At 41.3% G+C, this 13,092-nt stretch carries 10 protein-coding genes; 9 read left to right on the top strand and 1 reads right to left on the bottom strand.

Annotated features, from left to right (window positions below; translation table 11 throughout):
* Nucleotides 1–413: 413 nt before the first annotated feature.
* From kdpA to ACFG4S_RS03425, 9 genes are all read left to right on the top strand, one after another.
* Nucleotides 414–2,159 carry a potassium-transporting ATPase subunit KdpA gene (kdpA, locus tag ACFG4S_RS03385; RefSeq protein ID WP_392533466.1) on the top strand — a complete coding sequence of 582 codons (1,746 nt, stop codon included), beginning with the start codon at nucleotides 414–416 and terminating at the stop codon, nucleotides 2,157–2,159.
* Nucleotides 2,160–2,585: 426 nt separating this feature from the next.
* Nucleotides 2,586–4,727, top strand: coding sequence for a potassium-transporting ATPase subunit KdpB (kdpB, locus tag ACFG4S_RS03390; RefSeq protein ID WP_392533467.1), 2,142 nt, complete (start codon nucleotides 2,586–2,588; stop codon nucleotides 4,725–4,727).
* Nucleotides 4,728–4,844: 117 nt separating this feature from the next.
* On the top strand, nucleotides 4,845–5,114 hold the full coding sequence (locus tag ACFG4S_RS03395) for a potassium-transporting ATPase subunit F (protein WP_392533468.1): 270 nt from the start codon (nucleotides 4,845–4,847) through the stop codon (nucleotides 5,112–5,114).
* Nucleotides 5,114–5,752 (top strand): K(+)-transporting ATPase subunit C, encoded by a 639-nt coding sequence (gene kdpC, locus ACFG4S_RS03400; protein ID WP_392533469.1) that lies wholly within the window; start codon nucleotides 5,114–5,116, stop codon nucleotides 5,750–5,752. Before ACFG4S_RS03395 ends, kdpC begins: the two co-directional genes overlap by 1 nt.
* A 443-nt stretch (nucleotides 5,753–6,195) precedes the next feature.
* Nucleotides 6,196–6,561, top strand: coding sequence for a TrkA C-terminal domain-containing protein (locus ACFG4S_RS03405; RefSeq protein WP_392533470.1), 366 nt, complete (start codon nucleotides 6,196–6,198; stop codon nucleotides 6,559–6,561).
* 116 nt (nucleotides 6,562–6,677) lie between these two features.
* Entirely contained in the window at nucleotides 6,678–7,070 is a 393-nt protein-coding gene (locus tag ACFG4S_RS03410) for a hypothetical protein (RefSeq protein ID WP_392533471.1), read from the top strand.
* A gap of 115 nt (nucleotides 7,071–7,185) precedes the next feature.
* Nucleotides 7,186–7,323, top strand: a complete 138-nt coding sequence (locus tag ACFG4S_RS03415) for a pentapeptide repeat-containing protein (protein ID WP_392535895.1) — start codon at nucleotides 7,186–7,188, stop codon at nucleotides 7,321–7,323.
* 22 nt (nucleotides 7,324–7,345) lie between these two features.
* Entirely contained in the window at nucleotides 7,346–8,806 is a 1,461-nt protein-coding gene (locus ACFG4S_RS03420) for a hypothetical protein (protein ID WP_392533472.1), read from the top strand.
* Nucleotides 8,807–8,987: 181 nt separating this feature from the next.
* Nucleotides 8,988–10,766: an iron uptake porin gene (locus ACFG4S_RS03425; protein ID WP_392533473.1), complete on the top strand. Its 1,779-nt coding sequence runs from the start codon at nucleotides 8,988–8,990 to the stop codon at nucleotides 10,764–10,766.
* A 481-nt stretch (nucleotides 10,767–11,247) separates the two neighbouring features.
* Here ACFG4S_RS03425 and ACFG4S_RS03430 read toward each other — a convergent pair whose 3' ends face one another.
* Nucleotides 11,248–12,672 carry a protein kinase gene (locus ACFG4S_RS03430; RefSeq protein ID WP_392533474.1) on the bottom strand — a complete coding sequence of 475 codons (1,425 nt, stop codon included), beginning with the start codon at nucleotides 12,670–12,672 and terminating at the stop codon, nucleotides 11,248–11,250.
* Between the last annotated feature and the right edge of the window lie 420 nt (nucleotides 12,673–13,092).

A 13,092-nucleotide genomic window follows, 5' to 3' on the forward strand; every position in this document is an offset into this window, starting at 1 on the left:
GACGTGGCAGTGCTACGTCTCTACATTCTTTTTCACTCATATGTCTAAATAAAACTTATTTTTTGGCACTCTTGGTGGTTCGTTATTTATGTCCATTTTATGCATTGCCAAAAAATATATCTTGAGTGTGCGATCGCGTCCTAAATTTCTATACTTGCAGATATATATCAAAATAAACGCTCTACAAATTTATATTTCTATCAACCTATATCACTCATATATCCCAGTTTAAATATTAACTTATACCTTGTTCTTTTGTAAAAAAAGCTTCATTATTTAAGTTGAAAAGCACATATTCATAACACCATAAATGATTCAAAGATAGGAGAATATCGTCCATATCTTTTGGTCGTTCACATAAACATATCTGATAATCATCTCAATCTAAATCATGTTGGAGTTCGACTAATATAATGTTACAAGGATGGATTCAAATTATATTAACGCTACTAATTGTAGTAGCAATTACTCCGTTTTTTGGGCGCTATATGGCGCGCGTCTACCTAGAGCAAAGTACTTTTCTCGACCCCATTTTAAATCCGGTTGAGCGACTGCTTTATTCTTTGGTTGGGGTTAGAAACAAAGAAAATATGACGGGTTGGCAGTATGGACGGGCAATCTTGTACAGCAACGTAGCAATGGGGTTGCTGATTTTCATGATTATCATGAATCAAGGATGGCTGCCATTAAATCCCAACAAGATAAATGCCCCAACGTGGGATACAGTGCTGCATACGACGATTTCCTTTATTACTAACACCAACCAGCAGCACTATTCTGGTGAAACTTATATGAGTTACGCCAGCCAAATCTGGGGACTTGGTTATCACATGTTCACCTCAGCGGCGACTGGTTTGGCAGTCGGAATTGCCTTTATTCGGGGATTGACTGGTAGATCTTTGGGCAACTTTTATGTAGACCTAATTCGCTCGATTACCCGAATTTTGCTACCTATTTGTATTGTGGGCGGGATTGTTTTGATTGCCCTTGGTGTGCCAGAAACCCTAGCTGGTGTAGCTGTATTCCCCACTTTGGAAGATCCTAACATTAGTCAGGCGATCGCTCGTGGTCCAGTTGCCCATTTTGAAATCATCAAGCAATTAGGGGAAAACGGCGGTGGCTTTTTCGCCATCAACTCGGCACACCCCTTTGAAAATCCCAACGGATTTTCTAATTTAATTCAAATTGTCGCCATGCTGGCGATTCCCACTTCCCTAATTTATACCTATGGCGTGTTTGCTAACAACATCAAGCAAGCCTGGTTAGTTTATGGCATGGTGGGTGTAATTTATCTAGCGTTTATTATCGTTACCGCCATTGGAGAATACAACGGTAATCCGGCTGTGAATGCCTTGCTGGGAAGTCAGCAACCGAATTTAGAGGGTAAAGAAGTCCGGTTTGGTTGGGCGCAATCTGCACTATTCGCAACGAGTACAACTGGCACCATGTGCGGCGCTGTCAACAGTTTACACGACTCATTCATGCCCAACGGCGGTTTTATTACCCTTTCCAACATGTTCCTGCAAATTATTTGGGGTGGACAGGGTACAGGAACCGCTTACCTGTTTGCTTACCTGATTCTCGCAGTATTTGCTACGGGGCTGATGGTGGGACGCACGCCAGAATTTCTCGGACGCAAAATTGAGAAGCGCGAAGTCGTCCTGGCTAGTTTCTTGATTTTGCTAGTTCATCCCATTTCGATTATGATTCCCGCAGGTATCGCCCTAGCATTTCCCGACCAACTATCAGGAATTAGCAATCCCGGCTTCCACGGTTTTGCTCAAGTAATCTATGAATACGCCTCCGCTGCTGCTAATAATGGTTCTGGGTTTGAAGGCTTAGGAGATTCACAACCTTCGCCATTAGCGATCGCCACAGGCACCAAAACCACAGCCACCGCCCTGTGGTGGAATCTAAGTACCTGCTTCAGTTTACTAGCAGGACGGTATATTCCTATTCTGGGTTTACTCTTCTTAGCAGATAGTATGTCGCGTAAACAAGCTGTTCCCTACACAACTGGGACATTGCGAACCGATACCGGATTATTTACAGGCGTTACCGCAGGAGTGATTTTAATCTTGGGCGCACTTACATTCTTCCCAGTATTAGCATTAGGCCCCATCGGCGAAGCCTTTTTTATCGGCAAAGGTATTGGGTAGGGAGTGGAGGACAAGGGGACAAGGAGACAAGAAGAATTAGATACTCATAGGACTTATGCAAAAACTCTCTAAAACTCTTATTCCTTTGCGTCCTTTGCGGTTTGTTTTTTGATTCTTCTGCGTAAGTCCTGACTCGTTCATCCACCTCTGAACTCCGTTAATCCACCTCTGAACTCCGTTAATCCACCTCTGAACTCCGTTCATCCATCTCTGAACTCCGTTCATCCATCTCTGAACTCCGTTAATCCACCTCTGAACTCCGTTCATCCATCTCTGAACTCCGTTAATCCATCTCTGAACTCCGTTCATCCATCTCTGAACTCCGTTAATCCACCTTTGAACTCCGTTCATCCATCTCTGAACTCCGTTAATCCACCTTTGAACTCCGTTCATCCACTTCAAAGGCTCATGCTCAAAATCTAATATATGCCAATTACTACTGATTCTCCTGCGTCCCGTGTTCCGTCGGGAACTCGTGACTCGCGTAAGCACACCCCTAAAGCAGATATGCGGGGACTTTACCAAAGAGCAATTCGTGAGTCATTTCTCAAACTCGATCCGCGAATTACTGTGAGAAACCCAGTCATGTTTGTTGTTTGGGTAGGAACAATTGTCACCTTTCTAGTGACTCTTAACCCAAATTTGTTTGGTACAGTCCAGGCAGATGTTAACCAGCAACGCGTGTTAAACGGGTTGATTACCTTTATTCTCTTTTTCACCCTGGTTTTTGCCAACTTTGCCGAAGCTGTCGCGGAAGGACGCGGTAAAGCTCAAGCTGATTCACTGCGATCCACGCGATCGGATACGATCGCTAATAAAATCCTCCCCGATGGTTCCATAGTCCAAGTCAATTCTACAGAACTGCGGCGGGGCGATTTAGTCAAAGTGATTGCCAACAATATGATTCCCGCCGATGGGGATGTGATAAAAGGCATTGGTTCAGTCGATGAGTCTGCGATTACTGGGGAATCTGCGCCTGTATTGAAGCAACCAGGTACAGATATTGCTAGTTCGGTGACAGGAGGTACACGCTTACTCTCCGACGAGTTGACAATTAAGATTAGTGCCGATCCTGGACAAGGCTTTATCGATCGCATGATTGCTCTCGTAGAAGGAGCGCAACGCACCAAAACTCCTAACGAGATTGCCTTGACGGTATTGCTAGCAGTACTAACACAGGTGTTCTTAATTGTAGTGGCAACTATGCCGCCATTTGTTAGTTACATCGCCACTTTTATTAGTACTGTATTTGGGGATGAGGCCGCAAACAGTCTGCGGGCAGGTGCTAGCGTTGCGATTTTAATTTCTTTACTGGTAGCTTTGATTCCCACAACTATCGGGGGTTTGCTCAGTGCGATCGGTATTGCTGGGATGGATAGAGTTGCTCAATTTAACGTCATTGCAACCTCTGGGCGAGCAGTAGAAGCCTGTGGCGATATCAACACCTTGGTGTTAGATAAGACAGGGACAATCACCTTAGGTAACCGGATGGCTGACGAATTTATTCCCCTGGATAATCATTCAATAGAAGATGTGGCGCGAGTCTCCCTAGCTGCTAGCTTATTTGACGAAACCCCGGAGGGCAAGTCAATTGTGGTTTTAGCAGAAAAGTCCCAGGCGGAAGTAGACTTCAATCTCGACAAAGCCGAAGGTGTGGAATTTTCCGCAAAAACCCGCATGAGTGGCACAAATCTACCCGATGGCAAACAAGTTCGCAAGGGTGCAGTTGATGCCATTAAGGGATTTGTCCGTTCTCGTGGCGGCTACGTTCCCGATGATATAGACGCAGCTTATGAGCGAGTTTCTCGGTTAGGGGGTACACCCTTAGCTGTTTGCCAGGATGACAAAATTTACGGTGTCATTTACCTCAAAGATATCGTGAAGCCTGGTTTGCAGGAACGATTTGACCAACTCCGCCGCATGGGTGTTCGTACCGTCATGCTCACAGGTGATAATCGAATTACCGCTTCAGTGATTGCCAAAGAAGCTGGAGTTGATGATTTTATTGCCGAAGCGACTCCAGAAGACAAAATCGAGGTGATTCGCTCCGAACAAGCTCAGGGTAAACTGGTGGCAATGACTGGGGATGGTACCAACGATGCGCCAGCCTTAGCTCAAGCAAACGTGGGTGTGGCGATGAACTCTGGGACGCAAGCTGCCAAAGAAGCTGCTAACATGGTGGACTTAGACTCAGATCCCACTAAACTGATTGACCTAGTAACTATTGGTAAACAGCTGCTAATTACCCGTGGAGCATTGACAACATTTTCGATTGCCAACGATATCGCCAAGTATTTTGCCATCATTCCGACTATCTTTGCGGCAGCTGGAATCGGCGCACTTAATATTATGGGACTCAAGAGTGCCCAATCGGCGATCGTCTCGGCGCTGATTTACAACGCCTTGATTATTCCGGCATTAATTCCTTTAGCACTTAAAGGGGTAAAGTTTTTGCCTCTTTCGGCGGATCAATTGCTACGTCGTAACATCTTGATCTATGGTCTTGGTGGGATCGTTGCTCCCTTTATTGCCATCAAACTGATAGATATTATTTTGCCTTTGTCATAAAGATTTTTTTATCTCACGCAGAGGCGCAGAGGCGCAAAGGAGAGCGCAAAAAAACCGGAGACAGAAGGTGATTTCCAATCCAAAATCCAAAATTTAAAATTCAAAATCGTATTAGTTATGAAACCCTTTCAGCTGCGGCGCACTATTGCTACATCCCAAGTATTAGAAGAAATAACTGAAATCTGGTGTCAATGGCGTAGACAAAAGCTACCACTGTATTTGTTCTTGGCGATGTGCTTCAACCTAGTGGTTGCACCTGTAGTTTATGCTGCCACAAGTCAACAACTAACCCGCAGTCAATCTTGGGGAGTGGGACTGTTAGGACTGGTGACACTAGGACTTTCTATCTATTTATTTTTTGTCATGTTTGTACCGGAGAAATTCTAATGAGTTTTGCACGCGAAGCCAGTAGAGCTGTTCGTTCAACCCTGGTACTCTGGGTAATTGGAGCGATTATTTATCCTTTTTTGATGATTGCCATTGGGCAGATTGTATTTCCCTTTCAAGCAAATGGGAGTCTACTGACAAATAGTACAGGTCAAGTTGTGGGTTCGGCGTTGATTGGTCAACCTTTTACTAGCGATCGCTATTTTAACAGTCGTCCCAGCACCACTAGCTACAGCACCGCCGATCCCAAAAAAGACGATGCAGGAGTTTTGCAAACCGGAGTTTCCGGTGCTAGTAACTTAGCTCCCAGTAATCCCGCATTACTAGAACGCATCAAAGGTAAAGATGACCCAGATCCCAGCAAAAAAGTTGAAGGTGATTTGAATCGTCTGAAAACAGCAGGTATCCAACCGACTGGAGATCTAGTCTACACCTCTGGTTCCAGCCTTGACCCCCACATTACCCCCGAAGCCGCCAAGGCGCAAATTGCCCGAGTAGCCAAAACGCGCAAAGTTCAGCCAAACCAACTCGAAACTTTAATTTCTCAAAACACCGATGGTCGCTTTCTCGGCATCTTTGGCGAACCTGGAGTTAACGTTTTGAAGCTGAATTTAGCTTTAGATCAAATCAAAGGATAAACGCATAGGAAATTCCTATTTAAATCCCAAGATTTAGATCCCCGACTTCTTTAAGAAGTCGGGGATCTTGTTTTTCACTAATTATTTAGCATTTGTATAGTAGGATTCCTATTTCAGTAGGGTGTGTTAGCGATAGCGTAACGCACCATTATTAAGGTTTTGGTGCGTTACGGACTTCATCCTAACTCACCCTACAATACTTAGAGATGTTTCGCAAACACGTCCTTTGCGCCCTTTGCGGTTCGTTAAAAAGAGTATTTTTCACAACTCATTTAGGATTGGTATATCCATTATATATCTCTAAATATATACTGCTATAACTAATAAAAGAACGTATTTTTATTTTTTTTAGATAATTTATATATGACCAAAATATACTTTCAATTAATATATTTTTGTGTAAAGTATTGGACAATATTATTAGAGTTCAATAAAAACGTTTTGTGTTAAAAAACAAAAGAGCTTTAGAACCAAGCCTATTTGGTGTTTTAATTCAAGCAAATAGTATTTACTGTGGCATTCATTTAACTGAAATTCAGTTACCTGATAAATGTGCTTTTTTGGGAATTTTAAGAGAAAACCAAGTCATTTCCGCAACAGATAATCCGATTATTTTTGCTGGAGATTACATTTTAGCGATCGCAACTCATCCCATGATGGTTCCTGCTCTGAAAGTTACTCTCAAAAAAATTCATTCTCTTTACTATTCCGTTAACAGTTGTTTATTAGAAGCTCGTCCAATAGACTGCCAATCTGTGAGTTCCGAAAATTCCGATGTCTTCACAAATTTTACTTCCAGATATTCTTAGACGGATCAATGGCAAATCTCTTACAAAAGCTGGGATACAAAAAAGAATTCAGGAGTGAGAATATTTAAATAATTAGGAGAGCATTTGATGAATAAATATAATAAAAGGCTTTGAATATGCATAATGTTGAGCTTTTAAGATTTTATTTATTCGCCCAAAAAAGCATTAATCAGTCCACCTTGATTGAAGCTAAAGCGACTGGAACAACACATGATGCTATAAAACCACAGCACGGAGACATTCCCTTTTTAGCAGTCTTTTTGGCTCATATTTCCTTCCTCCTTGTTTGGGGAATTGTCGTTTATCTTGTTTCATATTTCTGCAAATCACTAGAAAATGCAACACAAAATAAAGACGAAATAGTAAGTACCAAACATTTAGACCAACATCCCTGTAAAAATTGCCAATTTTTTAACAATAATTATTATCTGAAGTGTGCAGTAAATCCATCTACTACTCTAACCAAAGAAGCGCTAAATTGCTCTGACTACAAATCTTCAATAGAGTGATTTTATTTAACTTCAGTTCAGATTTATAAATCTCTTCTTCCGACCCTTGATTCCAATGATATTTGTCTTTCTTCCCTTCCTGATTAATCAAGGGAATGATTTGCTTCGACAGCATATGATTAAACAAGCTGAAGAAACAAAAAAGTGTTTTGGGTGTAATTTATCAAGAGTGGATTTATCAAAGGCTAACTTACAAGGAATTCACTTGCGATCGGCTAATATTCAGGGAGCTAAGCTCAAAAATTCTGATTAATTTGAGAAAAGTCAACACATTTATGAAACCAAAAGAAACGATATTTGTTATCCCCACTCATCGACTAAGAGATGTAGCACAGACTATCGAAAAGTATGATGAGAATTTTTGGGCAAATGGTCATGCTTTAAAAATTATCGTCTTTGATGATTCCAGTATTGCCAATCATGAGAAATATTACCCCCTTTTAGAGCAGACTAAGACAGTCAATGATGTGTTTTATGTTGGCCCCCAACAGAAAGAAGAATTTATTACCTTTTTAAATGAAAGACTGCGCGATCGCAAGCTTGAATCACTAGTCAAAAACTTATTTCGGCCTAGTTATGGAGGAAATCGCAACTTCACACTCATGTATACCCTGGGACATTTAATGGTTAGTGCAGATGACGATATGCGGCCAGATGCATTAATTGAAACTAGTCCAGAGTCTTTAACAGGCGATGAAATATGTCGAGGTAAATTAATTAAGTCCAGCCAAGAAGGCGGTTTTGTCCATAAATCTTTTGATTTACTCACAGCTTTTAGTGATGTTCTCGGTCAAAAAGCTAGCCATGTACCAAAAAATTTTGAGGCTGGAGAATTGGTTATGGATACAGCGATGGACTTAGAAACCAATACCACCAAGGGTTACTTTAGGGAAAACAGCCTCTTGTTGCAACCGGGAAGAGTATTGAATAATGCGATCGTCAAGATTGCCCAAACTTTTCGTACTGGAACTAATGATATTGATACACTTGATTTCGTTCATATGTATCTTAATGATGAAAATCAAATTAGTCCAAATGACCTGAATGACTTTTATATTCTCACTAATTTTAGACCTGTTATTACTAACAAAAACTGGAGAATGGATTGTGGAGTAGCTGGATATGACAATCAGCTAGGTTTACCACCCTTTTTCCCTACTCGCCTCAGATTTGAAGATTATATTTACAGGCTTTGGATACAGCAAGAAGGTATTGTGGCTGCACACGTTGATGCTGTCCAAAACCACATTAGAAATAATTATATGCGTAATCCTCTAGCTAGCGAACTCTTTAACGAAGAAATATGTAGTCTACTTAAAAGGAAGATTAAAAGCAGTGTTTATCATCTTGATGAACTGGGAATTAACTTTGATTATTCTGGTGAGGTAACTTTACAAGACTCTGAGGAAATTCTCGAAAAAATTTCTGCCATCCATACTCAGGTAGTCAAAGCCTCACTATCTACCCCAAATGAAGAACGTAAGCAGTCCCTCCAGTTGTTTGCAGCGAACCTGTCGAGAGTATTTTATGGATTTGAACCAGACTTTTTTCAGCAAAATGTTTCCAGAATTATCGACGATGTTATTAGTCAATTTCATGGTTCTCTCGAAATATGGCCAACTCTAGTGGAAATTTGTTACTTTTACAAGGATAAAAAGGATCTACCGCAAATCAGAGTCAAAAATAAGAAGATAAAGTCTAGAAATGGCGTAAAATCTAGCGAAATAGCAGGATAAAGGCTTTTTATTTCGCAAATAAAGCATTGACTAAAGTTTACGATTCTTCATCTATAAAAATTTTCTGAGACATAGCTTAGAACACTACAATCTGGTAAGATTTCCAACAAGTAGAATAATTGGTTGTTCTCTTTTCTTGAAGCCCCTAACTTCAGGTCTTTTTTGGAAAGGAAAATAAAAAATGTCTCATTTATTGTGGAAAACTCTGGTACTAAGTCCAGTAGTTTTGGGAGTGACGGTATTGGTTTCCGCTAGGGCTATGGCTACTGAAATAGCAAGCTCTTCTGAAAATGCAAAGGCAAAAGCTGTTCAGACGGAGGCATCAGAAGCTATTGGCGCTTCATTATCGATGCAAACCAAGCAACCAACTGCGGATCTATTTTTGGTTGCCCAAGCAAAGACTGATGATAATAAAGTCTTAGAACAAGTTAACCACTACAGCAGCGAAGGCAAAAACCAGAATTCGCTGTCTCAGGTCACATCAGTTTCTCAGTTTTCTGATGTACAGCCGACTGACTGGGCATTCCAAGCGTTACAATCCCTCGTGGAACGCTACGGTTGTATTGCAGGATACCCAAATGCTACTTATCGTGGCAATCGGGCACTGACCCGTTATGAGTTTGCCGCAGGTTTGAATGCTTGTTTGGATCGGGTTAATGAATTGATTGCCACAGCAACTGCTGACTTGGTGAGAAAACAGGATTTGGCGACTCTCCAGCGTTTGCAAGAAGAATTCTCGGCGGAACTGGCAACTCTGCGTGGTCGAGTAGATGCTGTAGAAGCACGTACTGCGGAACTGGAGGCACATCAGTTTTCGACTACCACAAAATTGGTAGGTGAAGCGATTTTTGTCGCTACTGATATATTTGGCGGTAATACTGGCGATGCTAATAATACTGTCTTCCAGGATAGGGTACGTTTAGACTTGCAAACCAGCTTTACAGGTAAAGACATTTTACACACACGTCTTGCAGCCGGTAATGCACAAGCCTTTTCACTAAGGGATAACGCTAATGGGGTTCTCAATAGTGCTGAAGGTACACAAACCTTTCAAATTGGTAGCAGTGGTAACAATGGTGTCAATATAGACTGGTTGGCGTATTACGTACCCATTGGTCCTGTCCAAGCTTACTTTGCGGCTACCGGAGGTATTCATAGCGATTATGTAGCCACTAACAACCCTTACTTTGAAGACTATGACGGTGGTAATGGTGCGTTGTCTACCTTTGCTTCCGAAAGTCCCATCTATCGGATTGGTGGTGGTGCCGGTGCCGCATTTACTATACCTTTTAGTAGCGGTGGCAGCTTTTTCAAACCAAGTTCATTGACTGTCGGTTACTTGGCATCAAATGCTAATAATCCTGGAGTCAATCAAGGTTTGGTGGACGGTAACTATGCAGCTTTGGGACAGTTGAACTTTAGTATTGGCGATCGCTTGGCGATCGCTGCTACCTACGTTCACGGCTATCACGGTGCTGGAGGCGGTAATTTATTCGATTTAGGTGGTGGTTTGGCTAGTGCTAACCGGGTTGTAGGCACCAATCAAGCTAACACCCTAAGTACCCTAAACGCATCTTCCAGTAATTCTTACGGTATAGAAGCAGCCTTCAGACCTAGCGACAAGCTGTCAATTAGTGGCTTCATTTCTTACCATGATGTCACAGGCTTCGGGGTTAATGATGATTATGAAGCTTGGAGTTACGGTCTTGGGCTAGCCTTACCTGACTTCGGTAAAAAGGGTAACGTTTTAGGCATTTTTGCTGGTGCAGAACCTTATTCTTTCAACCGACCGGGCTTTACTGGTAATGATATACCCTATCACTTTGAAGGCTTCTACAAGTATCGCGTATCAGATAACATCTCAATTACCCCTGGTGTGATCTGGTTGACTTCTCCTGGTCAAACCAGCGGTAACGACGATGCAATTATCGGTACTCTGAGAACAACTTTCACCTTCTAATACCAATTTTTTATGAAGCTGCATATAATTCGATCCCCCCTAGCCCCCCTTTAAGAAGGGGGGGAACCAGAAAAACATCTATTAAAGTCCCCCTTTTTAAGGAGGATTTAGGGGGATCAAGATATGTGCAACTTCACGTTAAATTGGTATAAAGGTTAATTGAAACAGTGGTGAGTCACCAAAGTTAAACTCTTTGGTGGCTCAATTTTTTATTTGTCATTTCTCACCAGGAATAATATCAAGTGTGGGTAATCACTTATTATTAAAATCTTATCCAATACTTGTCAGTTAAGGGGAAAAGGGGAAAGGGAAAGGGGAAAGAAAAAACCTTTAACCTTTACCCTTTAACCTTTTCCCCAAACCCAATTCCGAGTTAAAATGCTTAACCGAGCAGTATTGAAATCTTATCTTCCTACGTCCCCCCGTATTTGCATCATCCCTAGTCTTCAACCGAACATGATAAAAAACTATGACAAAATCATTACTTTAATTCAAACGATTCGATCATTGTCTTGGCTGTTGGTAACAAGCGATCGTAATCATCTATTGCTGCTGAATAGGTAATAATGTATGCTTGATTGCCCTTTAAAGTCCATACTTGTAAATTTTTTAAATTCTTTTTTCCATCTTTACCGCTGAAAATCAATTGATTAGCTCGTTTATTAGCTAGAGTAGTTTCACTGGAATTCACAATAGTTGCATCAGATAAAGTATCTTTTACTTCCTTAATAAATAAATCTTGCGATTCGTTTAATGTGCCAGAAAAATCTTCAACAGTTATAGTCAAAAGGTCTTGAAACTTATCTGCATCAGATTCCTTAGGTGGTAAAAAAGTTACTAATTCTTTAGTTATCAGGTTTGGTGTCTCTTGAATTTTCCAATTTTTGGGATATTTTATCTTTATCCCATAAGTAGAATCTTCATATGTCAAAAAGTCTTGTGTAGGACTTTGTAATTGCACTAACAATAGACTGAAAGTGGCAAGTGCTGCGGTGATTCCTACACCGATAAAAAATTTCTTAGGTCGTTTATATGGCAGGGTATTCTGAATAGTAGTATCTGGTATTTTCGCCACCATTTCTAAAGCTTGCAATGCCGATTTAGCTGTTGGGTAACGCTGACGGAAGTCGTATAGCACCATTTTGTCTAAAATTTCTGCAAGCTGCCGGCTCACTTCTATTTGGTTTCGCCAATCAATTTCTCCTGTATTAGGGTTTCTTGGTAGTCCTTGAGTGCCAAAGTCAGCAGGATTAATCCCTGTTAAAGCTTGGATACCAATAATTCCCACTGCATAAATATCGCTACTCAATTGTGGAGTGCGATTAGCTTGTTCGCTTGGCATATAACCATAAGTACCAATGGCTACTGTGAAACTTGTTTGTCCTTGAGAATTAGCCATCTGGGTACTAATTTGTTTAACAGCCCCAAAGTCGATGAGTACGATCTTATTATCTATTTGTCTTCGTCGAATATTGGCAGGTTTGATATCCCGGTGAATTACATTGTTCTCATGGACAAATGCTAAAACTTCCAGAATATCTGTTAGAAGTTTAATAGTTTCAGATTCACTCAACTGCTTACCGAGAGGAGGTATTTCTTGAGTAATGTCGTGACCTGGAATAAATTCCTGAACTAAATAAAATTCTTGATTCTCTTGAAAGTGAGCCAATAATTGAGGAATTTGGTCATGCTTTCCTAAAGTTTCCAGGGTTAATGCTTCCTGGTCAAACAAACGTTTGGCTTCCCCTAAAGTGTATGCATCGGTAGATAGTGGTTTAAAATGCTTAACAACGCATTGCGGATTCCCAGGTCTTTGCATATCTTGAGCTAAAAAAGTCTTGCCAAATCCCCCTTGTCCTAGTTGGGTGAGAATTCGGTAGCGTCCACCTATGGTTTGACCCTGCATTAAATTCCCCCTTACTCCTGGAATTACTCACTGACTAATTTTGTTAATCTTGATTTTTGCACATAACTGACTGGCGCATTGGGCAAAAGAGTGCTGTTAGCGATAGCGGGGCGTTTAGCCCGTGCTGAGTAGGGAATTTCAGTTCTTTGCTCATAACTCCCGGTTCGCCCATTTTTTCCCAGGGTGGTTTCATACGAAAAAAGAAAAAGACATAAGTCTTGATTGATCGTTTTTTAGCATGGCTTTTTCCCTCTCTCCAAACCTCTCCCCCACGGGGGGAGAGGCTTTGAAACCCAGTTTTAGTTTTTCTCTGCTTGTATGAAACCACCCTGCGGTTCGCCCATTTTTTCGGGAGTTAAAAGAAAGGCTACTCAGGAGTAAAGGATTGACCACCAAGTTGAGTATAAATAGTAGTCCGGA

Source organism: Nostoc sp. C117 (genome assembly GCF_043099735.1).
GTDB lineage: Bacteria > Cyanobacteriota > Cyanobacteriia > Cyanobacteriales > Nostocaceae > Nostoc.

Bases quoted from the DNA above. Each gene is read 5' to 3' on its own strand.
- ACFG4S_RS03420 (WP_392533472.1), top strand. From the start codon at position 7,346: ATGAAACCAAAAGAAACGATATTTGTTATCCCCACTCATCGACTAAGA.
- ACFG4S_RS03430 (WP_392533474.1), bottom strand. From the start codon at position 12,672: ATGCAGGGTCAAACCATAGGTGGACGCTACCGAATTCTCACCCAACTA.
- ACFG4S_RS03410 (WP_392533471.1), top strand. From the start codon at position 6,678: ATGCATAATGTTGAGCTTTTAAGATTTTATTTATTCGCCCAAAAAAGC.
- ACFG4S_RS03395 (WP_392533468.1), top strand. From the start codon at position 4,845: ATGAAACCCTTTCAGCTGCGGCGCACTATTGCTACATCCCAAGTATTA.
- ACFG4S_RS03425 (WP_392533473.1), top strand. From the start codon at position 8,988: ATGTCTCATTTATTGTGGAAAACTCTGGTACTAAGTCCAGTAGTTTTG.
- kdpA (WP_392533466.1), top strand. From the start codon at position 414: ATGTTACAAGGATGGATTCAAATTATATTAACGCTACTAATTGTAGTA.
- kdpC (WP_392533469.1), top strand. From the start codon at position 5,114: ATGAGTTTTGCACGCGAAGCCAGTAGAGCTGTTCGTTCAACCCTGGTA.
- kdpB (WP_392533467.1), top strand. From the start codon at position 2,586: ATGCCAATTACTACTGATTCTCCTGCGTCCCGTGTTCCGTCGGGAACT.
- ACFG4S_RS03415 (WP_392535895.1), top strand. From the start codon at position 7,186: ATGATTAAACAAGCTGAAGAAACAAAAAAGTGTTTTGGGTGTAATTTA.